Consider the following 22,985-nt stretch of genomic DNA (forward strand, 5'->3'; position numbering starts at 1 on the left):
AGAAAAGCGGATCGATCTCGCTCCTAAAGCAATAGCGTTAGGTCCTAGTAGAACTTGCGCAAAGCGGCCTTTCGACCCCCTCAAATTTGCTTCTGTTTTTACTGCCGCCCGGCCGCGCTCATTGCCAGCGCAGGGTCGCCAGGTCATTGACCGAGATGGGCATCTGCTCCCATAGCCCTTGCAGGCCCTTGCGGGCGGCGGTCAGCCAGTGCGGCTGGTACAGGAAGATGGCAGCGGCGTCTTCGGCCAGCAGGCGCTGGGCTTGCTCCAGCAGCTTCAGCCGCTCGCCTTCATCGGCGCTGGCGCGCAGGCGCTCGTAGAGGGCGTCGAAGGCGGGGTTTTCGTAGCCCCAGTAGTAGCCGGGCTTGCTCCAGTTGCCCAGATCGAGCGGCTCGACGTGGCTGATGAGGGTGAGGTCAAACTGCGCCTGCCCGTAAACGTGGCTGAGCCACTGCGCCCATTCCACGTTTTGCACTTTCACGCGCACGCCCGCTTGCGCCAGCTGCGCGGCCACGACTTCGCCGCCCTGGCGGGCGTAGGGCGTGGGCGGCAGGGTGAGGGTGAGCGACAGGGGGCCATCGGGCAGGGCCTCTTTGAGCAGCTGGCGGGCCTTGTCCGGGTCATAGGCATTGACGCCGGTCCGGTCCACGTAGCCGGGGCTGCCGGGGGTGTAGTAGCTGCCGATGGGCGTGCCCAGGCCGTTTTGGCCCGCTTGCAGCACGGCCTGGCGGTCAATGGCGGCGCACAGGGCGCGGCGCACGCGCACATCGCGCAAGGCCGCGTGGCGGTGGTTGAATGCGACGATGGTTTTGGCGCGCGAGCCGCTTTGCAGCAGCGCAAAGCGCCCATCGGCCTTCAGGCGCGCGGCGCCGCGCTCGCTCATGCGGACAAAGGCATCCACATCGCCCGCCAGCAGCGCGGCCACTTGCGCGGCCGGGTCGCTGATGAAGCGAAAGACGGCGCGGCCAATGGCAATGGCGCCCGCCTCGCGCCACTGCGGCCAGGCCTTGAGGGTGAGGGAAGCGCCGCGCTGCCATTTGTCCAGCACGTAAGGGCCGCTGCCGACGGGGCGCGTGGCGTTGCCGGCGGCGCTGCCCGGCTCGACGATGATGGCGGTGGCCTGGCCCAGCTTGAAGGGCAGATCGGCATCGGGCTGCTCCAGTTCGATGCGCACGGTGCGCTCATCGGGCGCGGCAATCTGGCGCATGGCGGTGAAGGTGCGCCGGTCTTTGTTGGTGCTGCCTTCGCTGGCGGCGCGCGTGAAGGCCCATTGCACGGTTTGCGCCGTCAGCGGCGCGCCGTTGGAAAAGCGTGCGTCTTCGCGCAGATGGAACGTCCACTGCTTCAGATCAGGCGAGCTGTGCCAGCTTTGCGCCAGCAGCGGGCCGACGCTGGCGTCGGGGCGGATTTTGGGGAGCGTCTCAAAGACGTTGTAGAGCATGATTTCGGCGATGGCCGAGGCTGCGCCGGCCGTGGGATCCAGCCCGGGCGGCTCCAGCGTCATGCCCAGCGTGAGCGAGCTGGGAGAGCGAGCCAGCGCGGGCTGCGCCAAGGCGGCCAGGGCCGGCAGGGCCAGGGTGAAATGGCGGCGTCGTATCGAGACAGTCATGTGAGAGGAAAGCGCTCAGAGACAAAAGGGCGCGCATGGTAGCGCGCCAGCCCGTGAAGCGGCCTGCCTGGCCGGCATTTGCCACTTGCTTCGGCTTCAGATGGGAGGATACGTGTTTCGTATGAAGGTTATTTGCATGGAAACCCATGCGACAAACAGATGCCAGAGCCGTCGCAGCGAGGCTATTTCTGGTTTTGGGCTTTTGTTGGATATTCCGAAGCAAGGAGTTGATATATAACCCCGAATTGGCAGGCCACGAAAAACATGCGCGTGGCAATGAATAATATGATGCCGAACAAAATGCACCTGCCACACTGCCTCTTGATGGAGACGCTGACAATTGAGCAAAACCCTTTCTTCCCTGATTCATCATTTCATTCTTCTGGCAAGTGGAATGTTCATCATGACTTTTACGGCAGATACCGCAGCCGCCTCCGCGCTGGAGCGCGTTCTTGCCCAGGCGGAGGCCGAATCGAACTGGCCTCGTTCACAAGTGGAAGCCAGCGTCATTGACGTTCTGACGCGCAACGGCTGCACGTTTTATGGCGTGCGAAACAAGCAGCAAATGGATGGCCCCCGGTATGGATATGTCGCGCTGCCTGACGGATCTATTTTGGGCGTGCGCGAAGAAAACCGGGCCGAACGCGCTTTGAATCCCTGCGGCCGGGGAGCTGATTCCGTATGGTGGGCCGGCGTGATTGCCCGTTTAGAAAATGCAGGGGGCGTATTGGTGACCGAAACAGCGCCTCTGGCTATTCAGCAAATCAGGAAAGCAGGCATTGAAAACGCCTTGCCAAACATGAAACGCAGCGCCGACGGGACGGTTTTATTGCATTTTCATACCTATGATCCGAACCGGAATCTGATTCACCAGGTTGATGCAATTTTGCCGCCACGGGGGCATTTGGAAATCAGGAAATCCATTATTCAGTCACCAGACTGAAACCGTGAACAGGACGAAGCGGGGATGGGGCTGCGGAAAGAATGGCTCAAGGGTGGCTTGGCTTGTATAGCTGGCTGCGCGGAGCCGTTTTTTCGCATTCAGGGTCAGACGCTGAAGCGATTCCCGCCGTTTCTGGACATTCCGTGGGCCGCAAGTCCTGGCCGAACGGGCCTGGGCCGCTTTTATTTCAAGAGCAGAAAAACCTGTACCAGCCGCCCCTGCAAGTAAGACACCCCCACGCCCAGTAGATAGAGAACCAGCAGCACGAGCAGCGGTGACCAGTCAATGCCCTTGAACGGCGGCAGCAGGCGGCGTGCGGGGGCCAGCAGCGGGCGGGTGAGGCGCTCCAGCCAGCGCAGCTCATCCATGCCGGGCCGCAGCCAGGAAGCCAGCGCGGCCAGCAGCACCATGATCTGCGCCACGGAAAGGGCCATCCACAGCACACCCAATAGCGCCAGCGGCAGCCATGCGCTCCAAGGCGGCTGGCGCAGGCCTGACAGCAGAACGGCCTGTCGCAGCAGCTCCAGCACGAAGGCCACCAGCAGGCTGATCACGTCCCAGCGCTGGCCAGGCTGGTTCACTGGCAGGCGCAGCGCCTGTGCCAGCGTTTCAAGCGGAGTGACCAGCCAGCCGGTCAGCACGGTCAGCAAAGGAGCCAGCACCAGTTTTTGCCACGACTCGCCGCGCAGGCGCAGCCATACACGCAACAGGCACGCGCCCCCCACCACGGAAGCCAGGATTTGTGTCAGCAGATTGAGAAAGTCATGCAGCATGGCGTTTCCAAAAGCAAAAAAATCGGTGCAGTGGATGATAGACGCTAGCAATCGTTTGCAACGCGATCGTGTGACGCGTGAGCGCGTGAGGCCAGAGGCGCCTCGCACGAAGACGCGCAAAAATGGCTGGCGGCCTGTGAATTGCGGGCCTGCGTCTTTCACTTTTCATTCAGACCACCAGCTTAATCAATGCGTTTGTATTTGTATAATTTTTGCCTGCTGATGAAACGGGTGGCCTGATGGGATTGACCGATATGCAGCCAATCAGACGGGCCGCAATGGTGCGATTCGCCTGGAATTGCCGTAAAACTGCCACACCGCACTGAATAACGGAAAGCCTGAACATGAATTCCAGAAATCCCTCCATTTTTGGCGGCGCCATGATCATTGCCGGCACGGTTATTGGCGCGGGCATGCTCGCCAATCCAACGGCTACTTCAGGCGTCTGGTTTATTGGTTCGCTGGCGGTGCTGCTTTACACCTGGTTTTCCATGCTGTCGTCGGGGCTGATGATTTTGGAGGCCACCACGCATTATCCGCGCGGCGCCAATTTCGACACCATCGTCAAAGACCTGCTAGGCCCGGCCTGGAGCGCCGTCAATGGCCTTTCTGTCGCTTTCGTGCTGTATTTGCTCACGTATGCCTATATTTTTACGGGCGGCAATCTCACGGCGCATGCGTTGGGGCAGCCCTTGTGGGTGGGGCAAATCATTTTCACACTGATTTTCTCGGCTTGCGTTTGGTGGTCGGTTTATTGGGTGGATCGCGCGACCACTATTTTGATTGGCGGCATGGTCGTCAGCTTTTTATGGGCCAATGGCGGCTTGCTTGCTTCGGCGCAGCCAGATATCTTGCTTGATACGGCTTCAGGCGGCCAGGCGCATTACTGGATTTATGCGGGCGCGGCCCTGCCCGTGTGCCTGGCTTCATTCGGCTTTCATGGCAACGTGTCAGGCCTGTTTGACTATTTCAAGGGCGATGCACGCAAGGTGGCCCGCTCGCTGTGGCTGGGCACATTGATTGCGCTGCTGATTTACGCGCTCTGGCAATTTGCTGTGCAAGGCAATCTGCCGCGCAGCGAATTCGGCCCGGTGATTGCCGCGCAGGACAACGTGGCCGCCTTGCTTGACGCGCTGGCGGGTGTGGCAGGCAGCGGGCTGGTCAGGGTGCTATCGTTTTTCTCCTACATGGCCATTGCTTCGTCGTTTCTTGGCGTCACGCTGGGCTTGCTGGATTACCTGAGCGACCTGTTCGGATTTGACTCCAGCCGCGCCGGGCGCAGCAAGGCCGCCGCTCTGACTTTTTTGCCGCCGCTGGCAGCTTGTTTGCTGTTTCCCACAGGATTCGTGCTGGCAATCAGCTACGTAGGCTTCGCCGCCACGGTATGGACGGCTTTCGTGCCTGCCTTGCTGCTGCATGCGTGCCGCAAGAAATTTGGCGCAGGCAAGGGCTACCAGGTGTATGGCGGCCTGTGGCTGATGGTTTGGGTTTTTTTGTTTGGCGTGCTCAACGTTCTGGCGCAGATTCTCAGTCGCGCCGATGTTCTGCCGGTTTTCAGGGGCTGAAAACGCCATTTACGCCTTTTCAGAAGGCCGATTGCATAAAAAAGCCCGGGAATGCTTTCCGGGCTTTTTTGTGGCATGAATTGACGCCTATTTTTCTTCCTGGCCGGGCGGCTGCAATTTCACCGGGCAGGTGCTCAGGCCCAGCAGCCGGTATGCTGGACAAAACTGGAAAATCCCCGTCACCAGCGGCGCCACGCCGATATAACCCCACCAGCCAATATAGCCCAGCGCCGCTGCCACAATCAGCACCAGCCCTACGAGAATACGCAAAATGCGGTCAATGCCGCCAACGTTGAGTTTCATGGCTTGTCTCCTTTCTGGATATGCCTGGGTTGATGAAACCATCGTGGGGAATTCATGCCGCCGTGGCGGCCTTTTCGCCGCCAAATTCCTCGTAGGCGGCCAGTGCGTTGGCAGCATACATCAGAGAGGGGCCGCCGCCCATGTAAACGCACACCGCCAGCATTTCTTCCAGCTCCGCCCGCGTGCAGCCCAGCCGTACCAGCGCCTGTGCGTGGAAGCCCAGGCAAGGGTCGCAGCGCGCCGCCACGCCCAGCGCCAAGGCGATCAATTCCTTGGTTTTCTTGTCCAGCGCTCCATCGCCTTGCCCCGCCTGCGACAGCGCGTGAAACGCCTGCATGGTTTGCGGGATATCCTTGCGCAGCGGCCCCAGCCAGGAAGTCACGTGTTCAATGATGTCGCGGTAGCTTTTGCTCATGAAGGTACACTCCTTTCAGTTAAGAAAGCAATAGTATATAAAAATATAGATTGTATGGACGCCTCTGTTCTCTCCGTCACCCCCGAAGCCATGCGCAGCGGCGCGGCGGCTGCCGTGCGCATGCTCAAGATGCTGGCCAATGAAGACCGCCTGCTGCTGCTGTGCCAGCTCTCGCAAGGCGAAAGCTGCGTGAGCGATCTGGAAGCCGCGCTGGGCATTCGCCAGCCTACGCTCTCGCAGCAACTGGCCGTGCTCCGCAGCGAAGAGCTGGTCAGCACCCGCCGCGACGGCAAGAACATCTACTACGCCATCGCCCGCCCGGATGTGCTGCGTCTGCTGCAAACGCTGCATGAGCTGCACTGTCCCGCTGCCTTAGGGTGATGTGCCGAAGGTGAATCACGCGAAAGGCGCCAAAGCGCCTTGGCAGATCGCGTCAAGGGAAGTCTGCCCGGCAGTGATAAAGCACGGCATCGACAAACAGTCTCGTGCTTGAAGCGTGGCCAACGCGATTGGCTATTGGCTTGCGTCCGCGTGCCTTGCCTTTCTGTCCAGCGCTTCTCTTGCGGAAAAGGGCAATTGGCTGCCGGAAAGCGGGGGCCGCAGATTTCTGAATGGCCGCCGCAATCCACCTGGCTTTCAGGAATGTGCAGCGCGGGCCTGGGTGAAGAGAAAACGCGGGGCATCAAAAACAGAAGCGGATTCAACGCCCTGAAAACGGCGTTTGCGCCCGTTTGGAGGGGAGTTTCTGCTATCGAATGAAGAGCAAATCCAGGCCGCTGGCCTGAGCCGCCCAGGGCTGCGCATGAAAGCAGGCGGACAGTCTGCTCGCCGCGCCCAGCCACTACAATCGCGCCCCGACGGGCCTTCCCGCATGGGGAAGCGGCCAACCGGGTCAGGTGGGGAACCAAGCAGCCCTAACCGTGGAGCCAGTGCCGGGGTCAAGGCTCGTCATCCTTTCTTCTCCCTTCTCTCCCGCTCCGGCGGCGCGCCTGAACGAAAACGCGCAACGCGATGCCCCCAGACGAACGCCCGCCGCCAGCCGGATTCGCGCCCCAGCCGCCCCAGCCGGTTGAGCATTACGAAAACTTCCCCGTCGCTTCCTGGCTGTGCCCGCCGCGCTTGCGCGCGCCCATTGCCGCCATCTACCACTTCGCCCGCACGGCGGACGACCTGGCCGATGAAGGCGATGCGCCTGCCGCCGCCCGGCTGCGCGATCTGGCCCGCTACCGCGCTGACCTGCTGGCCGTAGCGCAAGGCCAGCCGCCTTCGCCCCGCTGGCCGCAGGTGTTTGTTCCGCTGGCAGCGCAGATGCGCGCCTTCGGCCTGCCCGCGCAGCCGCTGGACGATTTGTTCAGCGCCTTCGTGCAAGACGTGACGATGACGCGCGACGGCGCCGCCTACGCCGATATGCCCGCCTTGCTGAACTACTGCCGCCGCTCGGCCAACCCCGTGGGCCGCCTGCTGCTGCACCTGTATGGCGTGACGCAAGAGCAGGCCCTGCGCGAGAGCGACGCCATCTGCACCGCGCTGCAACTCATCAACTTCTGGCAAGACTTGAGCGTGGACATTCCCCGTGGCCGCTACTACCTGCCGCTGGCCGAATGCGCCGCGCACGGCATCGCCATCACCGCCCCGCGCGAGCAGTTCGCGGCCCTGCGCCCAGACGATGAGCGCGCCGCCCGCCTGCTGGAATCGCTCACCCGCCACGCCCGCGCCACCATGCTGCAAGGCGCGCCGCTGGTGCATCGCGTGCCGGGCCGCGCGGGCTGGGAATTGCGCGCCGTGGTGCAAGCCGCCCTGAGCGTGCTGGCGCAGACCCGCGCCCTCGGCCCGCGCGCCCTGGCCACGCGCCCCGTGCTGCGCCGCCGCGACGCGCCGCGCGTGCTGTGGCGCTGCCTACTCATGTGAGAGGCGGCTCACCCGCGCGTTCGTGAGCGCAAAAAGCACGGACTTGGGCCTTGCGAACCCTTGCCTAGCCCCAAGCAAGCCGCAAAACCCGCGCTGTCGTGGCAACAAATGTTCAATCAAGTTCCATGGCAAATCCGCAAGGGCGCATCTGCGTATCGCGCTCCTGATTCCGATGCCGCCCGGCTAGCGCCAGAACGCAGGTGGGCTGCTTTGAAAAGGCTCTTAAAGCAGGCCGGCCTGCCGTGCGAAAGCGTTCAACGCCCGGGCGAATTCGGCATAGCCTTGGGCGTTGGCATGCACGGCGTCGCTGCGCAGAGCGGGCTGGGCGAGCACGCGGCTCCAGCCGTTCGCAAACAGGGGCAGTTGCAGCTCGTCAGCCAGGCTGGCGTAGAGCGCGTGGTCATTCAAGCGCCCCAGGGCGGCGGAAAGGGTGAGGGCGGGTACGGCCACCAGCAGCACTTGCGCGCCGCTGGCCTTGGCTTGCTCGCAGATGGCGCGGATGTGGCGGTGCGTGTTGGCTTCGGGCAGGCGGCGCAGAAAGTCATTGCCGCCAATGCTGACGATGACCAGTTGCGGCGCGTGTTCTTGCAGCAGGCCGGGCAGGCGTTGCAAGGCTTGCGCGGCAGTGTCGCCGGGCACGCCACCGTTGGCGATGCGCCAGCCCGTCAGCGCCGCCAACACGGCTGGGTAGCTGGTTTCAGGCGTCGCGCCAACGCCCCAGGTGAGCGAGTCGCCCAAGGCCAGCACGGGCGCACCGGGCGGCACACGCGTGACGGGTGGCTTTTTGCGGCCGCAGGCGGGCAGCAGGCAGGCACAAGCAAGCAGGAGGAAGGCGCAGCGGCGCGAGGGCATGGAGGAGAGAAATCAGGCGGATGCGTCTGGCCTCGGCCATTGCGCCCAGGTTTGCGGCACGTGGTTTGCGCTGTCTGCGCCACTTGCCTTGCGGGGAGGAAAGAGCAGTACGGGGCTTCTGATGAGACTGGGGCGGACCAGCATCAGGGCACTGGTGCCATCTTGCATCAGGGCACTGGTGCCGTCTTGCGCCAGCGCAGCGGGCAGCGCGCCCTGCTTTTTGAAATCATGAAAAACCAAGGCCACGGCTGGCGACGCACTGACGGCTTTTGCAGACGGCCATGCCGTAGGACATGAGACTGTCGCAGAGCTGGGCATGGGCGCGGCTTTCAGGCCTGGGGCGACAGGCGCGCGGGCGAGGTGTATTCGCGGCGGTATTGCTCGAAGCTGAGGGTGTCGCTCACTTCAATTGCATGCTGCTGCGCGCGCGATTGCACGGCCATTTCGGCAAAGCGCTGGCGCAAGGCGGTGCCGGGCGGCTGCGCCAGCATGAGGGAGCGGATTTGCTGCGAGCGGTCGAGCATGAAGGCCACGTAGCTGTCGCCATAGCCGGGCAGCGCCGCCAGCACACGGGCCGAGGGCAGCAGGACGGGGTTGTGCAGGGCCTGCTGCGCGGCCTGCACGGCGGCCTGGTGGCCGTCGCCGCCCAGGGCTTCGTCCAGCGCGCGGGCCAGCGCGGGCAGCTCGCCCAGCACCTGGGCGGCCCAGTCGGTCAGCGCCACTTCCATGCCGCCGCAGGCAAGCTTGAGGCCCGGCTCGCGGCCGCGCTCGGCCACCAGATGCTGGTTGCGCTTGAGCGCTTCGATTTCGGCGGGGCTGTCGGGCGGGCTGTCGCTGAGCAGGCAGTGCAGCAAGAACACATCCAGAAAGCGCATGGTCTGCTCGTCTATGCCCACGGGCAGGAAGGGATTGAGGTCCATCAGCCGCACTTCCACGTATTCCACGCCGCGCGCGCGCAAGGCGTGCAGGGGGCGCTCGCCCGGCTCGATCACGCGCTTGGGACGAATCGTGCCGTAGAACTCGTTTTCAATTTGCAGCAGCGTGACGGCCAGCTGGTTGTAGTCGCCGCTGGGCGCCTGGATGCCGATGGCTTCATACGCGGGCCAGGGGCGCGTGAGCGCGTCTTGCAGCGAGGCGGCGTAGCCTTCCAGGCCGTTGTAGCTGACGGCCAGCGTGGATTGCGCATCGCTCTGGTACCCCAGCCGCCCCATGCGCAACGACGTGGCGTGCGGCAGATACATGGCCCGGCTGCCCAGCGGCTGCAAGGCATGCTGGCGGCCCTGCACGAAAGTGCCGCACACAACGGGGGAGGCGCCAAACAGGTACAGCAGCAAAAAGGCGTGGCGGCGGAAGTTGCGGATCAGCCCGAAATACTGCTCGCTGCCCGCGCCCGGCAGCGACCAGTTGTAGTGAATGCCCGAAATGGTCTGCATGCGCCGCCCGTAGCGGTGCCCCAGCCCCATGCGATAGACGCTCTTGGCGCGGCCCACGTTGCTGGTGCCGTAGTAGCCCAGCGGAATCATTTCATCAGGCGGCAGCTTGCAGGGCATGCTGGAAGCCCACAGCATCTCATCGCCCAGCGCCGCCATTTCGGCATACACCACTTGGTGAATCTGCCGCAGCTCATCCAGGCAAGCCTGCACGCTGCCATGCGTGCCCGTGACCAGCTCCGGCTGCGACTCGCTGAAATCCGTGGTGATGTGCGGGTGCGTGAGCGGCGAGCCAAGCGCCGCCGGATGCGGCGTGAGCGCCAGCGCGCCATCTGGCGCGGCGCGCAGGCTTTCTTTTTCCAGCCCGCGCCGCATGCCCGGCAGGGCCTCGGGCGGCAAGGCCGCCAGGCGGCGCAAAAGCAAATCACTGGATGCGTTCATGTCGTCAAGCCCCGGGGTCGTTCAATGGCAAAGGAAGGTAACACACGGCCCCTGCGCGGCGGGCGGAGCGTCTTTCTGCGCCTGTCTCGTGTTTGTTCAGCGCCTGTCGCACGCCCGTTCTACGCTTTTTCCGCCCAATTCGCGTTGATGGCCAAGCAGAAAGCATGCAGGTCAGTTTAGCTATTTAATCAATAGCATGATGTCCTAGTGGAATGTGCGCAACAAGGCATTTTTGCCCCCATGAATCCGCTCCTGTTTTTGGGTGGCGCTGGCATGAAGGCCCTGCCAGCCATTGACCGCGCTCTGCGGTTTGGCGGGATTGGCAAGCCCTCAAGCCCGGTTGGAGACTTGCGCGGATTCAAACGTGGCCATTTCGTTCAGGATGGCGCAGGCGCTTTGCAGCAGCGGCCAGGCCAGCATGGCGCCGGTGCCTTCGCCCAGGCGCAGGCCCAGATCGAGCAGCGCCTGGGCGTGCAGGCGCTCCAGCATGAGCGTGTGGCCGCGCTCTTGCGAGTGGTGGGCGAATACGCAGTAGGGGCGCGCGTTGGGCGCGAGTTCGCAGGCTGCCAGCGCGGCGGCGGTGGTGATGAAGCCATCGACGACGATCACGCGCCGCTCGCTTGCCGCTTGCAGCAGCGCGCCGGTGAGCGTGGCGATTTCAAAGCCGCCCAGCGCGGCCAGCGCGGCCAGCGGCGTGCGCGCGCCGGCATTGGCCGCCAGGGCGCGCGCCAGTGTTTCGCACTTGCGTTGCAGGCCCGCGTCGTCCAGGCCGGAGCCGCGCCCCACACATGCGGCCAGCGCGGCGCCGCTTTCGCGCCCTGTCAGCCGCGCCAGCAGCAAGGAGGCGGCGCTGGTGTTGCCGATGCCCATTTCGCCCAGCAGCACGGCATTGCCCGGCAGGCTTTGCACCAGCGCGCGGCCATTGCGGATGGCCTGCTCGCACTGCGCCAGGCTCATGGCCGGCCCTTGCGTGCTGTCGGCCGTGCCGGCGGCAATGCGCATCTGGCGCAGGCCGGGCGCGTCTTCAAAGGGCTGGCGAACGCCGCAGTCGGCCACCGTGAGCGCGACGCCGTGCTGGCGCGCCAGCACGCTGATGGCGGCGCCGCCAGCGAGAAAGTTGCGCACCATCTGCCAAGTCACGTCCACCGGGAAGGGCGAGACGCCTTGCGCGGCAATGCCGTGGTCGGCCGCGCACACCAGCATTTGCGGCTGCGCCAGGCGCGGCGCTTCGCTGCCCAGCGCCTGGCCGATTTGCACGGCCAGCGCTTCCAGGCGGCCCAGCGAGCCGGTCGGCTTGGTTTTGCTGTCGAGCAGGCTCTGAATGCGCGTGGCCAGGGCGGTGTCGGGGGCGGCGATGTCTGGAATGAGGCCGGGCAGTTCGGATGTCATGGTGTTTGTCCTTGCGAGGTGGAAGAAATGCCGTCACCAGAGACTTTCAGGCGCGGAATCGGGCGTTTGTCCTTGTGCAGTCAGCGCATGCCGCTATTGTTTGAGGAGCGATGGGCCGGTTTTGCCGAGGGCGCGGCTGGCGGTTTTTCCCGCGCTTGTTCTTGCAGCCATTGCAGCACGGGAATCGTGCCGGGCAGCACGGGCGCCACTTGCACGGGCAGGGTTTGCCAGGCGTGCTGCTGGCCTTCGCGCATTTGCGGCTGGCCGCGCCAGGCGTGGACTTTGCAAAAGTGCAGGCGCACCAGGGCGTGGGGGTAGTCCACCAGTTGCTGGCGCCAGGGGCGGATGGCGGCGGCCTCCAGCGTCAGGCCCAGCTCTTCATTGAGTTCGCGCGCCAGGGCCTGGGCGACGGTTTCGCCCGCTTCGAGCTTGCCGCCCGGAAATTCCCAGTAGCCCGCGTAGGCTTTGCCGGGCGGGCGCGTGGTGAGCAGGAATGAGCCGTCTGCGCGGATGAGGATGCCGACGGCCACGTCGATGGCCTGGCGCTGCGCCTGCTGCGCGCCGCCCGTGCGGGGCAGCTGCGGGTCGGCGTGGAGGATGCGGCTGTTCATGCCGGGCCGCCTTGCGTGGCAGCTGGCGCGGCGGCTGCCGGGGGTTGATCAGATGCGCTCCGCCCCATGTAGTCGCGCGCGAATTGCTGCGCCACGCGGCCGCTGCGCGAGCCGCGCTCCAGCGCCCAGATCAGGGCTTCGGGCCGCGCGGCGGCGATTTGCTCGGGGCTGGCGCCCAGCGCGGCCAGCCACTGGGCGGCGATGCGCAGGTATTCGTCCTGGCTGAAGGGGTAAAAGCTCGCCCACAGGCCGAAGCGCTCGGAGAGGGAGACTTTTTCCTCGATGGCCTCGCCCGGGTGCAGCTCGCCGTTTTCGCCGTGGCGGGCGGCCAGGTTGTCGCGCATGGTTTCGGGCAGCAGGTGGCGGCGGTTGCTGGTGGCGTAGATGAGCGCGTTGGGCGCGGCGGCGGCCACGCTGCCGTCGAGCGCGCTTTTGAGGGCCTTGTAGCCCGGCTCGCCTTCGTCAAAGCTGAGGTCGTCGCAGTAGATGATGAATTTTTCGGGGCGGCCCGCCACCAGGGCCATGATGTCGGGCAGGTCGGGCAGGTCGGCCTTGTCCACTTCAATCAGGCGCAGGCCCTGCGCGGCCCATTCGTTCAGGCAGGCGCGGATGAGCGATGACTTGCCCGTGCCGCGCGCGCCGGTGAGCAGCACGTTGTTGGCCGGGCGGCCTTGCAGAAATTGCAGGGTGTTGCGCGCGACTTTTTCTTTTTGCGCGTCGATTTCCTTCAGGTCGCCCAGGGCGATGGCGCCCACGCTGGGCACCGGCTCCAGCCGGCAGGCGCCGCCGCGCTTGCGGTAGCGCCAGGCCACGGCGCGCGGCCAGTCGGGCGCGGTCAGCGGGCGGGGCAGGGCGGCGTCCAGCCGCTCGGTCAGGCGCTCCACGCGGGCGATGAGCGTGGCCAGCAACTCTTCCAGCGCGGTCATGGCTGGCTCCCTGGCGCCTGAATGCGGGTTTCATCGGCGCATTCAACGACGCAGAAGCTGGCGGCGTATTCGCTCTCGTCCGTGAGGCTGATGTGCGCGCGCAGGCCGCGTTCGGCAAACCAGCTTTGAAGCGCGCCGTGCAGCACCACTTGCGGCGCGCCGCCGGGGCGGTTGGCGATTTCACACAGCTGCCACTGCATGGGGCCGCTCATGCCCGTGCCGATGGCCTTGCTGAACGCTTCCTTAGCCGAAAAGCGCGTGGCCAGGTAGCGCAGGCCGCGCTCGGGCCAGCGGGCGCTGCGGCGGCGCCACACGGCCAGCTCGCCGCCGGAGAGAATTTTTTCGGCGAAGCGCTCGCCATGCCGCCCGAAGCTGGCGCGGATGCGGCGGATGTCGCAGATGTCAGTGCCGATGCCGTAGATCATGGTGAGGCGCAAGAGTGCAGAAGGTTGAAGGGCAGGAAAAAAGGGCAGGGCGGGGCAGAATTAGCTCCTTGATCCATAGCATGATGTCCTAGCCGAATGTGCGCTGAACGCCCTTTTGATGGGTCTGAATTCGCTCCTGATTCAGGAGTGTTTTCGGGGCATTGCAGGCGGCCTTCCGGCTTGCTCACAGCTTCCAGCGGGCCATGAGCTTTTCGGGCGGCAGCTCGTCGTAGTTCTCGAAGGGCTGGTGTATCCAGGGGTTGGTGGGCAGGCGCTCCACGCAGTAGTCGGGCTGGAAGCTGGAGCAGCCTTTGCTCCAGAGCACGGCGGTGCGCATTTCGGTGATGGGCGGGTAGCTGCTGCGCAGGCGCTGCACCACGGCTTGCAGCGTGACGCCGGTGTCGGCCAGGTCATCAACGAGCAGCACGCGGCCTGCGATTTGGCCCTGGGGCGTGGTGATGTAGTGGGCAATGTCCAGGTGGCCTTGCACCTTGCCCGCTGCGGCGCGGTAGCTGCTGGTGGACATGATGGCCAGCGGCACGCCGAAGATGCGGCTGAGGATGTCGCCGGGCCGCATGCCGCCGCGCGCCAGGCACAAGATGGTGTCAAAGCGCCAGCCCGAGAGGTGGATTTTGAGGGCGAGCTTTTCGATGAGCTGGTGGTATTCGTCGTAGCTCACATACAGGTGTTTGCCGTCTTCGGTCAGCATCAGCGGGGTCCTTGCAGGGAAACAATGTCATTGGGCAGCCACTGCACGCGCCAGCCTTGCTGGTCAATGAAGGCTTGCACGGCATCCAGCGTGGGCAGTTGCGCATCGGCCGTCCGCAGCGTGCCGCCGGGGCCGTTCCACCACTGGCACACCAGGCAGCCGCTGTCGCCCTGGATGATGTGGATGCGGTGCCGCAGCCGCCCGCTGCCGCTGACGGCGCCCAGCATGAACAGGGTGCTCATGGGGCCAGGAAGGGGTGCCGCGTCATGATGGTGTGATCGCGGTCGGGGCTGGTGGAGATGAGGTGGATGGGTACGCCCGTGGCGTGTTCGATGCGCTGCAAATACAGGCGCGCGTTGATGGGCAGCTTGTCGTATTCGGTCAGGCCCACGGTGCTGTCGCTCCAGCCTTCCAGCGTTTCGTAAACAGGTTTGCAGCGGGCGATGTCGTCTGCGCCCAGGGGCAGCAGGTCGATGTGGCGGCCGTCCAGTTCGTAGCCCACGCAGAGTTTGAGTTCGGGCAGGCCGTCGAGCACGTCGAGCTTGGTGATGCACAGGCCCGAGAGGCCATTGACTTGCGCGCTGCGCTTGAGCAAGGCGGCGTCAAACCAGCCGCAGCGGCGCGGGCGGCCCGTGGTGACGCCGCGCTCGGCGCCCACGGTGCTCATGTGCCAGCCGGGGGTGCCTTCCTTTTCCCATTCCAGCTCGGTGGGGAAGGGGCCGCCGCCCACGCGGGTGCAGTAGGCCTTGGTGATGCCCAGCACGTAATGCAGCAGGCCGGGGCCGATGCCCGCGCCAGCGGCGGCGTTGCCCGCCACGCAGTTGCTGCTGGTCACGAAGGGGTAGGTGCCGTGGTCCACGTCCAGCAAGGTGCCTTGCGCGCCTTCAAACAGCAGGTTGTCGCCGCGCAGGTGGGCTTCGTTCAGCTCGCGCGAGACATCGGCCAGCATGGGGCGGATGGCTTCGGCCTGCTGCATGGCCTCGGCGTAGATGGGTTCAAACAGCAGCTCGCCGTCTTTCATGTAGGGTGCCAGCGCGGGGCCGAAGGGGTGCTGGCGCGAATTCAGCAAGCCGGTGAGGATGAAGTTGTAGAGATGCAGCAGCTCGCGCAGCTTGGCGGCAAAGCGGTCGGGGTGGCGCAAGTCTTGCGCGCGCAGGGCGCGGCGGGCCACTTTGTCTTCGTAGGCGGGGCCGATGCCCCGGCCCGTGGTGCCGATTTTTTCGCTGCCGCCTTGCTCGCGCGCGGCTTCGCGGGCCACGTCCAGCGCGGCGTGCAGGGGCAGGATGAGCGGGCAGGCTTCGCTCACGCGCAGGCGCTGGCGCACTTGCACGCCGGCTTTTTCCAGCTCGGCAATTTCTTCCAGCAGCTTGGCCGGCGAGAGCACGACGCCGTTGCCGATGTAGCACGTCACGCCCGCGCGCATGATGCCGCTGGGTATGAGGTGCAGCGCCGTGCGCTGGCCGCCAATGACCAGGGTGTGGCCCGCGTTGTGCCCGCCCTGAAAGCGCACCACGCCTTGCGCGCTTTCGGTGAGCCAGTCCACCAGCTTGCCCTTGCCTTCATCGCCCCACTGGGAGCCGACGACAACGACGTTGCGTCCGCTTGTGCTTTTCATGAAATGCGCTCCTGAAAAAGAAAAAAGAGAAGGCTCGCGGCCATTTTTGCGGCCATTTATGTGTGCTGCACGATCCATTCGCCGGCGATTTCCACCAGCTGCAACTCGCACGCGAATTCGTCGGGCTGGCACTCGGTGCCCGGCAAGTCGCTGATCACCGTTTCGCCGCGTGCGCGCAGCGCGGCAATGGCGGCGGCCAGTTGCGGCGCTTCGGCGGGCGTGGCCCACGGCGCGCGTATGGCGGCGCGGCGCGCGCGCGGGGCCGTGGCGCGGGCCAGGTGGCGCACATCCAGGCTGAAGCCCACGGCGGGGCGTTCGCGCTCCACATAAGGGTTGAAAACGGCGCCTACGCCGTCGTAACGGCCGCCGCGCAAAACGGCATCGGCCCCACGGGCCTGGCGGCGCGCCTGCTCGGCGCTGGAAAGCGCCTGTGCGTCGTCTTCGCACGCGGGCGAGCCGGCGTACACCGCAAAGCGCATGCCGCTGTAGTAGGCGTAGCCGCGCGCGTCGGCCAGGTCAAAGCTCACGCGCACATCCGGCCCCAGCCGCGCGGCCAGCCAGCGCAAATCTTTCAGCGCCTGGCGCAGCAGCGGGGCCGTGCCCAGCGTGCGCTCGGCGCGCGCCAGCATGTTTTCGTCGCCATACAGGCCGGGCAGGGCCAGCAGGCGCTGGCGCGTGTCGGAAGGAAAGTCGCGCGTGAGCGCGTCCAGCCGGCTTTCATCCTTGGCGGCCAGCGCGGCCAGCACTTCGTCCAGCGCGCCCGCTTCCAGCGGCAGGCCCGCCAGCAGCGCGCGGGGAATGCGGGCATCGGCCAGATCGACCGTGAGCGGCCCTTGCGCGGCCAGGCCGGTGGCGCGCAGGCAGTCCAGCGCCAGCAGCAGGATTTCCAGATCGGCCTCGCGCCCGGCGTAGCCGTAAATTTCCGCGCCCATTTGCAGCGGCTCGCGCGAAGCCAGCGCGCGCTCGGGCCGCGTGTGCAGCACCGGCCCGCAGTAGCAAAGGCGCGCTACGCCTTCGCGCCCCAGCAGGTGCGAGTCAATGCGGGCCACTTGCGGCGTGGTGTCGGCGCGCACGCCCAGCGTTTTGCCCGAGAGCTGATCGACCAGCTTGAAGGTTTGCAGCTCCAGCGCGCTGCCCGTGCCGGTGAGCAGCGAATCCAGATACTCCACCAGCGGCGGCATGACCAGCTCGTAGCCATAGGCGCAGGCCGCGTCCAGCAGCTGGCGGCGCAAGTCTTCAATGTGCCGCGCCTCGGCGGGCAGGGCATCGGCAATGTGATCCGGCAGGAGCCAGGCAGACATAGGCAGTGAAGGCAGTCGAAAAAGGGGAAATTCTATCGGCGCAGCGGCGGATGTAAGCGTCTGTAGCCGCCGCAGGCCGCGCCTTCGCTGCCGGAAGCGGCAGCGTGCATTAAAAAAAGAGCGAATTCGCGCCGCTTGAAACCGGCGTTCCCGCCCATTCGGCGGGGAGGTCTTGCTATGAATCAAGGAGCGAAAAACGACGCTTTGCTCCCTTCGCCGCTTGTCTGCCTGCACAGGCTCATGGCGCAAGCGCGCAACGGCCTGCCCGGATGCCGCTCATGCCGTCTCCAATCATTTCACCCCGCCATTCGGATAGGCCCTGTTTTTGCGCCTGCCTGGCATGCATAATGGAAATTCAAATGGACGGAGAGCATGGATATTGGATCAGGACGCAGCAAAATCGGGCTGGCTGCACTCTGGCGAGTTGGAAAGATATTCGGGAAACAGCGTTTTCCGGTATTCGCAAGGATTTTCTGAATGATTTTTCGCACCCATGTCAGGGAAAGAAAATCTTTTTTCACGCCATGAGGAATTTCGTTGGCCAGTTCGAACCGTTTTCGCTTTTTATTTTCGCGCGCGGGCAAAAGCTTAAAATGGCGTCTTTGGTTGTAGGCGTGTATTTTTTTTAGGGGATCAATAAGATATGCGTGGATTTTCATTTTTCGATGTAATTTTTACTGTGCTCAGCATATGGTTGTCTGGTCATTTATTACTGTTTACAGCAAAGTACACTAATAGTTTGTTGGCGATGTTTATCGTAGTATGTTTGCTGCCCTTCCTGTTTATCATTTCAAGATGTCTATATATTTTGGTATTGGCGAAGTTTGGTTTGGTAAAAATTTATATTCAGGACGACTAATGTTTCAAACAGCGCCAACGCAACCAGCGCTATTGCCAGCAGCTCCATAGAATCTTTGTTGAAATACTATGAATGCCTCAATATAAAAACAAAATGGTGGCAGCGAATGGCGGCGGCCTTATTGATTGCCCCGGCCATGATGTTTATTTTGGGCGGCGGAACGCGGGATAAATTCTGGCTTGCCGCGCTGGTGTTCGCATTTGTTTACGCATTTCTGGCATCAGCCTTTTGTGAATGGGCGCTTTATATCCGCAGCGGCTTGAGGCGCCAAATGGCGGGCATGAAAAAATCCGCTGCGGGCGGCGGGGCCGGCAGCGGATTTTTCAGAAATATCCGGAAAGAAAAGGCATGACGCCCGTTTCGGGCCTGCCGCGCCTTTCCGGGGCCGCATCAGCGCATCAGGCGGCGATTTTTTCGCATTCCTTGATGCAGGCCAGGCAAGACTCGTGGCAAGCCTTGCATTCGGCGTGGTGCGCGGCGTGCTCCTTGCAGGCGTCGGCGCATTCCTTGCAGGCTTTGGCGCAAACCTTGGCTAGCGCGGGCGTGAGGGCGGAGTTTTGCGCGGCCAGGCTTTGCAGCGCGCCGCACAGGGCCAGCATCTGGTTCACGCTCTTGGCGCACTGGGCCATGCTGGTGTCGCCCTTGGAGAGCTGGCGAATGCAGTGGTCCAGGCACACCTGACCGGCGCTCAGGCAGTGGGCGGCGGCCAGGCGGGCGGCGTCATAGGGGTTGGGCGCGGCCTTGGCGGCAGCGTGGTCGCCGTGCTGGTGCTCTTCGGCGGCGATGGCGGCGGCCGACAGGGCGGCAAGGGAGACGGCAGCGGCGCTGCCCACGAATGAACGACGGTTCATGTTGATATGGCTCACAAATGAAAGATCAAAAAAACAGATGCGGCCCGGATTGGCCGCACCGGCGCGGATATTAGGGGAAACCTGAATTGCATGCGTGACGAATGGCTTTCCGCAAGCGCGCGGGCCAGCAGGGCAGGGCGCTTCACGTTCCAAATTTCACTATTGACAGAAATTTCAGCCAGCCTACAATCCGCGCTCATGGAACTCACTGACATTCAGCAACGCTTCGTCATCCACTGGGGCGAGATGGGTTCGGCCTGGGGCGTGAACCGCACGGTGGCGCAGATTCACGCGCTGCTGTTCATTCACGGCAGGCCGCTACACGCCGAGGAGCTGGCGGCCACGCTGGGCGTGGCGCGCTCGAACGTGAGCAACAGCCTCAAGGAATTGCAGAACTGGGGCCTGGTGCGCGTGACCCACACGCTGGGCGACCGGCGCGACTATTTCGAAACTTCGGGCGATGTGTGGGAGCTGTTTCGCACCATCGTGCGCGGCCGCAAGGAGCGCGAGTTCGACCCCACCACGCGCCTGCTGGCCGAGCTGGCCGCGCGCGAAGACTTCGCCCAGGAGCCGCCCGAGGCGCAAGACCGCGTGCGTGAAACGCTGCGCCTGATGCAGGCGCTGGGCGCGTGGACGGAGGAGATGCTGCGCCTGTCGCCCCACACGCTGGAGAAAGTGCTGCGCCTGGGCGCGAGCGTGCAACGCTTCGTGCGCGACAAGCCGGACTGAGGCAGGACTGGGCGCCGGCGCGAAGGGTTCAGCGCTTCGTGCGCGACAAGCCGGACTGAGGCAGGACTGGGCGCCGGCGCGAAGGGTTCAGCGCTTCGCAATGGCGCCAGGCGCAGACGGCGGGCGTACGGCTTTTTCTAGCTCCTTTCTTCATAGCATGATGTCTTGGTGAAATCTGCGAGGAACGGTATTTTTGACCCTTTGAATTTGCTTCTGTTTTTGATAAAGCTCTGAACGATGGCGCCTTTGTTTTCACCCCTTCGCCGGGCTGGCCCGCTCTTGTTTCGCGGCGCGGGCGCTTTGGCTTCGCCGCTGGCCGGGCTGCGGACAGCGGCTGGAGCGGGGCTTCAGGCTTCGCGCTGCGGCGCGCCACCCCTTTTTTGTCCATCATTTTCATTTTCAACTGAAATTTTGAAAGCAACTGCCATGACTGATGAAAACAGCTGCGCCAACCCGGCCAGCCAGGCCGATGCCGCCCAGGCGCATCAAGAAAAGGAGCAGACACGAAAGCTCAAGAACCTGTTCAAAGGCTGCCGACAGGCGCGAAAAGCGCGGCCTTCAGGCGGTCTGCGCCCCCTCACGGCCAGGCTCCGGGCAGGTTCCAAAACCGCGAAACGTCCCTGCAAAAACGGAAAAGCCCTGCGCCATTGATGCGGTAGCGAATGCATTGCCTCAACCCAACCGGAGAAAACCATGTCCCTGTCCCCCTTTGCCGCTTTGCTCATCTGCCTGGCGCTTGCCGTCGCCGGGCCGCTGGCCGCCATGCGCTATTTGCGCCCCATCCTCATGCAGACCATTGGCCGCCTGTGTGACGACGGGCAGGGCAGCGGCCCCATTGCCGCCGATTTCTGGACGCGCGCCGCCTATGTGCTGGCCATCAGCGGCACGGCCCTGCTGGTGCTGCTGTGGGGCGATTTCGACGCCATTCACCCCATGCAGGCCCTGCGGCGCGGGCTGCTGCTGGTGTCAGGCGGCGTGTTTGCCAGCGTGTCTTTCATTGCTTTCAATGTGTGGAAGCACGTGGCGGCCCTGCTGGCCGCCCGCCGCCCGCCTGGGGCCGTGCCCGCGCCCGCTGTGTGCTGGCCTGAAGACGGGGAGTCCAGCTCATGAGCGCCCAAGCCGCAACTCCATCCGCCGCATCCGCCGCATCCGCTGCCCCGCCCCTTGCACTGCTGTGCGGCACCAGCGGCTTCATTGGCCGCCACATCGCCTGCGCCCTGCGGGCCGCCGGCTGGCAAGTGCGCCCCGCCAGCCGCCGCAGCGCCCCGGCGGTGGACTACACCCGCGCCACCCATGCCAGCGACTGGCAGCCCCTGCTGCAAGGCGCCAGCGCCGTCATCAATGCCGTGGGCGTGCTGCGCGACAGCCGCGCGCGCCCCATGCAGGCGCTGCATGCGGATGCGCCCTGCGCCCTGTTTGAAGCCTGCGCGGCCAGTGGCGTGCGGCGCGTCATCCACATCTCCGCCCTGGGCATAGACGGCGGCGGCCCCGCCGCCCGCACGCCCTATGCCCGCACCAAGCGCCAGGCCGAAGAGCGCCTGCTCGCCCTCACTGCGCAGGGGCGGCTCGATGGCATCGCCTTGCGCCCCAGCCTGGTTTTTGGCGCGGGCGGCGCCAGCACCCGCCTTTTTCTGGCCCTGGCCCGCCTGCCCGTGCTCGCGCTGCCGCGCTGCGCCTTCACCGCCCGCGTGCAGCCCCTGGCCGTGTGGGATTTGGCCGAAGCCGTGGCCCGCCTGGCTGCAAGCCCTGCCGCCAGCCATGCGGCGAACGCCCGCCCCCTCACCGGCCTGCTGGAGCTGGCAGGCCCCCAGCCGCTGACGCTGGCCGCCTACATCCAGCAACTGCGCGCCAGTCAGGGCCGCCCGCCCGCCCGCGCGCTGGCGCTGCCCGCCTGCATCACCCGCGCCAGCGCCCGCCTGGGCGACGCGCTGCCCTTTTCGCCGTGGTGCACCCAGTCGCTGCACCTGCTGTCTGCCGGCAATGTGGCCAGCCCCGCAGCTTTATCGGAGCTGCTGGGCCGCCCCGCCACCGCCCCCGCGCAATTCATGCAGGCTTTGGCCGCTGCCGCCCAGGCGGACGCGCCCGGGGTGCGAAAGCCTCAAAACGGCAGAGACGAAGGAGGCGCGCCATGAGCCACAGAACGCACGGAGCGCCTGCATGCCCGCGCGCTTCAGCGCCCGGAACGCCTGAAGCAGGCGGAACGCCCAGCCCGGCTGAATTCGCTCATGTTTCCATAGCAATACGTCCTGGTGAAATCTGCGCGAGGCGGAATTCACGGCCCCTGAATTTGCTCCTGTTTCTGATGACCTGCGGCCTTCTTCATGGCCTGACGGCAAGAAGCCCGCAGCCGCGCTTGGCCCAACGCCAGCCGGCCCCGTTTCCGCCTTTGCCTGCCATGACCTCTCCCGCCATGCCCACTGCTTTGCGCCCCCATTCGCCTGACGACGCCCGCCTGCTGCGCGCAAGCCTGATCGCCGTCTGGCTCATCACCATCGCCGCCAGCCTGCTGGAATGCAACGGCCAGAGCCTGGCGCTGCTGCGGCAAGGCGGCGTGCATTCGCTGCCCTTGGCGCACGCCCTCATCGCCGCAGGCGTGGCGCTGGACGCCGCGCTGGCGCTGGCCCTGATCTGGCGGCCCGGCCGCGCCGCCTATGCCCTGGCGGCGGCCAGCGTCATTGGCCTGACCCTCACCGCCACGGCGCTGCTGCCCGCGCTGTGGCTGCACCCCATCGGGCCATTGAGCAAGAACCTGCCCATCCTCGCCATCCTGGCCGTGCTGTGGAGGCGCGCGCCATGAGCCACGCCTTCAGCCTCTATCTGGCCGTCAAGTGGCTGCACATCGTCAGCAGCGTTTTCATGGTGGGCACGGGCTTTGGCTCGGCCTTCTACATGTTCTTTGCCAACCGCAGCGGCAGCGTGGCCGCCCAGGCCGTCGTCAGCCGCCTGCTCGTGCGCGCCGACTGGTGGTTCACCACGCCCGCCATCCTCATCCAGCCCGCCAGCGGCCTGTGGCTGGCCCACGCCGCAGGCTGGCCGCTGGGCGCGCCGTGGATCGCGCTCACCCTCGCCCTCTACGCCCTGGCCGGCGCATGCTGGCTGCCCGTCGTCTGGCTGCAACTGCGCATGGCCCGCATGGCGCAAGCCGCCCACGCCCAGGGCGCGCCCCTGCCCCCGCTCTACTGGCGCTACGCCCGCCGCTGGGAGGCGCTGGGCTACCCCGCCTTCGCAGCCATGGGCGTGATCTACTGGCTCATGGTGAACAAGCCCGCGCTGTGGGGCGGCTGAAGGCGCGCCCAATACGCCAATGGCCACACACCCGTTGCTTCAAGAC

Annotated in this window: 27 protein-coding genes and 1 other RNA gene; 12 read left to right on the plus strand and 16 right to left on the minus strand. The window is 65.0% G+C overall.

Translation table 11 applies throughout. The annotated features are described in order from the left end of the window. Positions 1-118 precede the first annotated feature (118 nt). A complete protein-coding gene (locus C1720_RS10495; protein ID WP_102284160.1) occupies positions 119-1,609 on the minus strand; it encodes an ABC transporter substrate-binding protein in 1,491 nt (496 codons plus the stop codon). Between the two features lie 340 nt (positions 1,610-1,949). Here C1720_RS10495 and C1720_RS10500 point away from each other — a divergent pair, with 340 nt between their 5' ends. Then, the gene (locus C1720_RS10500; RefSeq protein WP_146006989.1) at positions 1,950-2,552 is read left to right on the plus strand and encodes a hypothetical protein; all 603 of its coding nucleotides are present in this window, start codon (positions 1,950-1,952) and stop codon (positions 2,550-2,552) included. A gap of 182 nt (positions 2,553-2,734) precedes the next feature. Here C1720_RS10500 and C1720_RS10505 read toward each other — a convergent pair whose 3' ends face one another. Continuing rightward, entirely contained in the window at positions 2,735-3,325 is a 591-nt protein-coding gene (locus C1720_RS10505) for a YggT family protein (protein ID WP_102284162.1), read from the minus strand. Between the two features lie 344 nt (positions 3,326-3,669). On the opposite strand from C1720_RS10505, the gene C1720_RS10510 reads away from it, so the two are divergent. Beyond that, on the plus strand, positions 3,670-4,890 hold the full coding sequence (locus tag C1720_RS10510) for an aromatic amino acid transporter (RefSeq protein WP_102284163.1): 1,221 nt from the start codon (positions 3,670-3,672) through the stop codon (positions 4,888-4,890). A gap of 87 nt (positions 4,891-4,977) precedes the next feature. Here the strand turns inward: C1720_RS10510 and C1720_RS10515 are convergent, their stop codons facing one another. Together C1720_RS10515 and C1720_RS10520 are read right to left on the minus strand one after the other, a co-directional pair. Then, positions 4,978-5,193: a YgaP family membrane protein gene (locus C1720_RS10515; RefSeq protein ID WP_102284164.1), complete on the minus strand. Its 216-nt coding sequence runs from the start codon at positions 5,191-5,193 to the stop codon at positions 4,978-4,980. A gap of 52 nt (positions 5,194-5,245) precedes the next feature. Then, positions 5,246-5,608, minus strand: a complete 363-nt coding sequence (locus tag C1720_RS10520) for a carboxymuconolactone decarboxylase family protein (protein ID WP_102284165.1) — start codon at positions 5,606-5,608, stop codon at positions 5,246-5,248. A gap of 54 nt (positions 5,609-5,662) precedes the next feature. Here C1720_RS10520 and C1720_RS10525 point away from each other — a divergent pair, with 54 nt between their 5' ends. The 3 genes from C1720_RS10525 to hpnC all read left to right on the plus strand — a co-directional run bounded on the left by C1720_RS10525 (position 5,663) and on the right by hpnC (position 7,516). Continuing rightward, positions 5,663-5,989, plus strand: coding sequence for an ArsR/SmtB family transcription factor (locus C1720_RS10525; protein ID WP_102284166.1), 327 nt, complete (start codon positions 5,663-5,665; stop codon positions 5,987-5,989). Between the two features lie 475 nt (positions 5,990-6,464). Further along, positions 6,465-6,561: signal recognition particle sRNA small type (ffs, locus tag C1720_RS10530), an RNA gene on the plus strand. 58 nt (positions 6,562-6,619) lie between these two features. Next, entirely contained in the window at positions 6,620-7,516 is an 897-nt protein-coding gene (hpnC, locus tag C1720_RS10535; protein WP_102284167.1) for a squalene synthase HpnC, read from the plus strand. A gap of 222 nt (positions 7,517-7,738) precedes the next feature. Here hpnC and C1720_RS10540 read toward each other — a convergent pair whose 3' ends face one another. The 11 genes from C1720_RS10540 to C1720_RS13215 all read right to left on the minus strand — a co-directional run bounded on the left by C1720_RS10540 (position 7,739) and on the right by C1720_RS13215 (position 17,874). After that, positions 7,739-8,368, minus strand: coding sequence for a GDSL-type esterase/lipase family protein (locus tag C1720_RS10540; protein WP_102284168.1), 630 nt, complete (start codon positions 8,366-8,368; stop codon positions 7,739-7,741). 329 nt (positions 8,369-8,697) lie between these two features. Then, positions 8,698-10,239 carry a glutamate--cysteine ligase gene (locus C1720_RS10550; protein WP_233199931.1) on the minus strand — a complete coding sequence of 514 codons (1,542 nt, stop codon included), beginning with the start codon at positions 10,237-10,239 and terminating at the stop codon, positions 8,698-8,700. Positions 10,240-10,569: 330 nt separating this feature from the next. Beyond that, a complete protein-coding gene (gene cobT, locus C1720_RS10555; protein WP_102284170.1) occupies positions 10,570-11,628 on the minus strand; it encodes a nicotinate-nucleotide--dimethylbenzimidazole phosphoribosyltransferase in 1,059 nt (352 codons plus the stop codon). An 80-nt stretch (positions 11,629-11,708) separates the two neighbouring features. Further along, complete coding sequence (locus tag C1720_RS10560) at positions 11,709-12,239, minus strand: NUDIX domain-containing protein (RefSeq protein ID WP_102284171.1); 531 nt, start codon at positions 12,237-12,239, stop codon at positions 11,709-11,711. After that, complete coding sequence (locus tag C1720_RS10565) at positions 12,236-13,165, minus strand: ATP-binding protein (protein ID WP_102284172.1); 930 nt, start codon at positions 13,163-13,165, stop codon at positions 12,236-12,238. Before C1720_RS10565 ends, C1720_RS10560 begins: the two co-directional genes overlap by 4 nt. Further along, a complete protein-coding gene (acpS, locus tag C1720_RS10570; RefSeq protein ID WP_102284631.1) occupies positions 13,162-13,590 on the minus strand; it encodes a holo-ACP synthase in 429 nt (142 codons plus the stop codon). Before acpS ends, C1720_RS10565 begins: the two co-directional genes overlap by 4 nt. A gap of 184 nt (positions 13,591-13,774) precedes the next feature. Continuing rightward, positions 13,775-14,299 (minus strand): phosphoribosyltransferase, encoded by a 525-nt coding sequence (locus C1720_RS10575; RefSeq protein WP_050714398.1) that lies wholly within the window; start codon positions 14,297-14,299, stop codon positions 13,775-13,777. Then, complete coding sequence (locus C1720_RS10580) at positions 14,299-14,541, minus strand: hypothetical protein (protein ID WP_050714397.1); 243 nt, start codon at positions 14,539-14,541, stop codon at positions 14,299-14,301. Before C1720_RS10580 ends, C1720_RS10575 begins: the two co-directional genes overlap by 1 nt. Beyond that, on the minus strand, positions 14,538-15,914 hold the full coding sequence (locus tag C1720_RS10585) for an adenylosuccinate synthase (RefSeq protein WP_102284173.1): 1,377 nt from the start codon (positions 15,912-15,914) through the stop codon (positions 14,538-14,540). Before C1720_RS10585 ends, C1720_RS10580 begins: the two co-directional genes overlap by 4 nt. A 56-nt stretch (positions 15,915-15,970) precedes the next feature. After that, positions 15,971-17,215: an ATP phosphoribosyltransferase regulatory subunit gene (locus tag C1720_RS10590; protein ID WP_050714395.1), complete on the minus strand. Its 1,245-nt coding sequence runs from the start codon at positions 17,213-17,215 to the stop codon at positions 15,971-15,973. A gap of 296 nt (positions 17,216-17,511) precedes the next feature. Beyond that, positions 17,512-17,874, minus strand: coding sequence for a hypothetical protein (locus tag C1720_RS13215; protein WP_146006990.1), 363 nt, complete (start codon positions 17,872-17,874; stop codon positions 17,512-17,514). A 258-nt stretch (positions 17,875-18,132) separates the two neighbouring features. Between C1720_RS13215 and C1720_RS10605 the strand changes: the two genes are divergently transcribed. Beyond that, positions 18,133-18,426, plus strand: a complete 294-nt coding sequence (locus C1720_RS10605; protein WP_146006991.1) for a hypothetical protein — start codon at positions 18,133-18,135, stop codon at positions 18,424-18,426. A 46-nt stretch (positions 18,427-18,472) separates the two neighbouring features. Here C1720_RS10605 and C1720_RS10610 read toward each other — a convergent pair whose 3' ends face one another. Continuing rightward, positions 18,473-18,925: a four-helix bundle copper-binding protein gene (locus C1720_RS10610; RefSeq protein WP_050714393.1), complete on the minus strand. Its 453-nt coding sequence runs from the start codon at positions 18,923-18,925 to the stop codon at positions 18,473-18,475. A 198-nt stretch (positions 18,926-19,123) separates the two neighbouring features. On the opposite strand from C1720_RS10610, the gene C1720_RS10615 reads away from it, so the two are divergent. The 6 genes from C1720_RS10615 to C1720_RS10640 all read left to right on the plus strand — a co-directional run bounded on the left by C1720_RS10615 (position 19,124) and on the right by C1720_RS10640 (position 22,939). Next, positions 19,124-19,654, plus strand: coding sequence for a GbsR/MarR family transcriptional regulator (locus C1720_RS10615; RefSeq protein WP_050716320.1), 531 nt, complete (start codon positions 19,124-19,126; stop codon positions 19,652-19,654). Positions 19,655-19,900: 246 nt separating this feature from the next. Next, the gene (locus C1720_RS13220; RefSeq protein ID WP_158241709.1) at positions 19,901-20,305 is read left to right on the plus strand and encodes a hypothetical protein; all 405 of its coding nucleotides are present in this window, start codon (positions 19,901-19,903) and stop codon (positions 20,303-20,305) included. A 42-nt stretch (positions 20,306-20,347) separates the two neighbouring features. Beyond that, the gene (locus C1720_RS10625; protein ID WP_102284178.1) at positions 20,348-20,764 is read left to right on the plus strand and encodes a hypothetical protein; all 417 of its coding nucleotides are present in this window, start codon (positions 20,348-20,350) and stop codon (positions 20,762-20,764) included. Continuing rightward, complete coding sequence (locus tag C1720_RS10630; protein ID WP_102284179.1) at positions 20,761-21,786, plus strand: NAD-dependent epimerase/dehydratase family protein; 1,026 nt, start codon at positions 20,761-20,763, stop codon at positions 21,784-21,786. The genes C1720_RS10625 and C1720_RS10630 overlap by 4 nt, the downstream gene beginning before the upstream one ends. A 263-nt stretch (positions 21,787-22,049) precedes the next feature. Beyond that, positions 22,050-22,451, plus strand: a complete 402-nt coding sequence (locus C1720_RS10635) for a DoxX-like family protein (protein ID WP_233199932.1) — start codon at positions 22,050-22,052, stop codon at positions 22,449-22,451. Continuing rightward, positions 22,448-22,939: a DUF2269 family protein gene (locus C1720_RS10640; protein ID WP_102284632.1), complete on the plus strand. Its 492-nt coding sequence runs from the start codon at positions 22,448-22,450 to the stop codon at positions 22,937-22,939. Before C1720_RS10635 ends, C1720_RS10640 begins: the two co-directional genes overlap by 4 nt. The last annotated feature ends 46 nt before the right edge of the window (positions 22,940-22,985 follow it).

The sequence above is a fragment of the Ottowia massiliensis genome (genome assembly GCF_900240305.1).
In the GTDB taxonomy this organism is placed as follows: domain Bacteria; phylum Pseudomonadota; class Gammaproteobacteria; order Burkholderiales; family Burkholderiaceae_C; genus Ottowia; species Ottowia massiliensis.

Coding starts and splice junctions, on each gene's coding strand:
- C1720_RS10615 (WP_050716320.1), top strand. CDS start 19,124: ATGGAACTCACTGACATTCAGCAACGCTTCGTCATCCACTGGGGCGAG.
- C1720_RS10610 (WP_050714393.1), bottom strand. CDS start 18,925: ATGAACCGTCGTTCATTCGTGGGCAGCGCCGCTGCCGTCTCCCTTGCC.
- C1720_RS10565 (WP_102284172.1), bottom strand. CDS start 13,165: ATGACCGCGCTGGAAGAGTTGCTGGCCACGCTCATCGCCCGCGTGGAG.
- C1720_RS10495 (WP_102284160.1), bottom strand. CDS start 1,609: ATGACTGTCTCGATACGACGCCGCCATTTCACCCTGGCCCTGCCGGCC.
- C1720_RS10630 (WP_102284179.1), top strand. CDS start 20,761: ATGAGCGCCCAAGCCGCAACTCCATCCGCCGCATCCGCCGCATCCGCT.
- C1720_RS10585 (WP_102284173.1), bottom strand. CDS start 15,914: ATGAAAAGCACAAGCGGACGCAACGTCGTTGTCGTCGGCTCCCAGTGG.
- C1720_RS10590 (WP_050714395.1), bottom strand. CDS start 17,215: ATGTCTGCCTGGCTCCTGCCGGATCACATTGCCGATGCCCTGCCCGCC.
- hpnC (WP_102284167.1), top strand. CDS start 6,620: ATGCCCCCAGACGAACGCCCGCCGCCAGCCGGATTCGCGCCCCAGCCG.
- C1720_RS10520 (WP_102284165.1), bottom strand. CDS start 5,608: ATGAGCAAAAGCTACCGCGACATCATTGAACACGTGACTTCCTGGCTG.
- cobT (WP_102284170.1), bottom strand. CDS start 11,628: ATGACATCCGAACTGCCCGGCCTCATTCCAGACATCGCCGCCCCCGAC.
- C1720_RS10575 (WP_050714398.1), bottom strand. CDS start 14,299: ATGCTGACCGAAGACGGCAAACACCTGTATGTGAGCTACGACGAATAC.
- C1720_RS10540 (WP_102284168.1), bottom strand. CDS start 8,368: ATGCCCTCGCGCCGCTGCGCCTTCCTCCTGCTTGCTTGTGCCTGCCTG.
- C1720_RS10625 (WP_102284178.1), top strand. CDS start 20,348: ATGTCCCTGTCCCCCTTTGCCGCTTTGCTCATCTGCCTGGCGCTTGCC.
- C1720_RS10515 (WP_102284164.1), bottom strand. CDS start 5,193: ATGAAACTCAACGTTGGCGGCATTGACCGCATTTTGCGTATTCTCGTA.
- C1720_RS10505 (WP_102284162.1), bottom strand. CDS start 3,325: ATGCTGCATGACTTTCTCAATCTGCTGACACAAATCCTGGCTTCCGTG.
- C1720_RS10560 (WP_102284171.1), bottom strand. CDS start 12,239: ATGAACAGCCGCATCCTCCACGCCGACCCGCAGCTGCCCCGCACGGGC.
- acpS (WP_102284631.1), bottom strand. CDS start 13,590: ATGATCTACGGCATCGGCACTGACATCTGCGACATCCGCCGCATCCGC.
- C1720_RS10510 (WP_102284163.1), top strand. CDS start 3,670: ATGAATTCCAGAAATCCCTCCATTTTTGGCGGCGCCATGATCATTGCC.
- C1720_RS10640 (WP_102284632.1), top strand. CDS start 22,448: ATGAGCCACGCCTTCAGCCTCTATCTGGCCGTCAAGTGGCTGCACATC.
- C1720_RS10550 (WP_233199931.1), bottom strand. CDS start 10,239: ATGAACGCATCCAGTGATTTGCTTTTGCGCCGCCTGGCGGCCTTGCCG.
- C1720_RS13215 (WP_146006990.1), bottom strand. CDS start 17,874: ATGAAAATCCACGCATATCTTATTGATCCCCTAAAAAAAATACACGCC.
- C1720_RS10525 (WP_102284166.1), top strand. CDS start 5,663: ATGGACGCCTCTGTTCTCTCCGTCACCCCCGAAGCCATGCGCAGCGGC.
- C1720_RS10635 (WP_233199932.1), top strand. CDS start 22,050: ATGACCTCTCCCGCCATGCCCACTGCTTTGCGCCCCCATTCGCCTGAC.
- C1720_RS10580 (WP_050714397.1), bottom strand. CDS start 14,541: ATGAGCACCCTGTTCATGCTGGGCGCCGTCAGCGGCAGCGGGCGGCTG.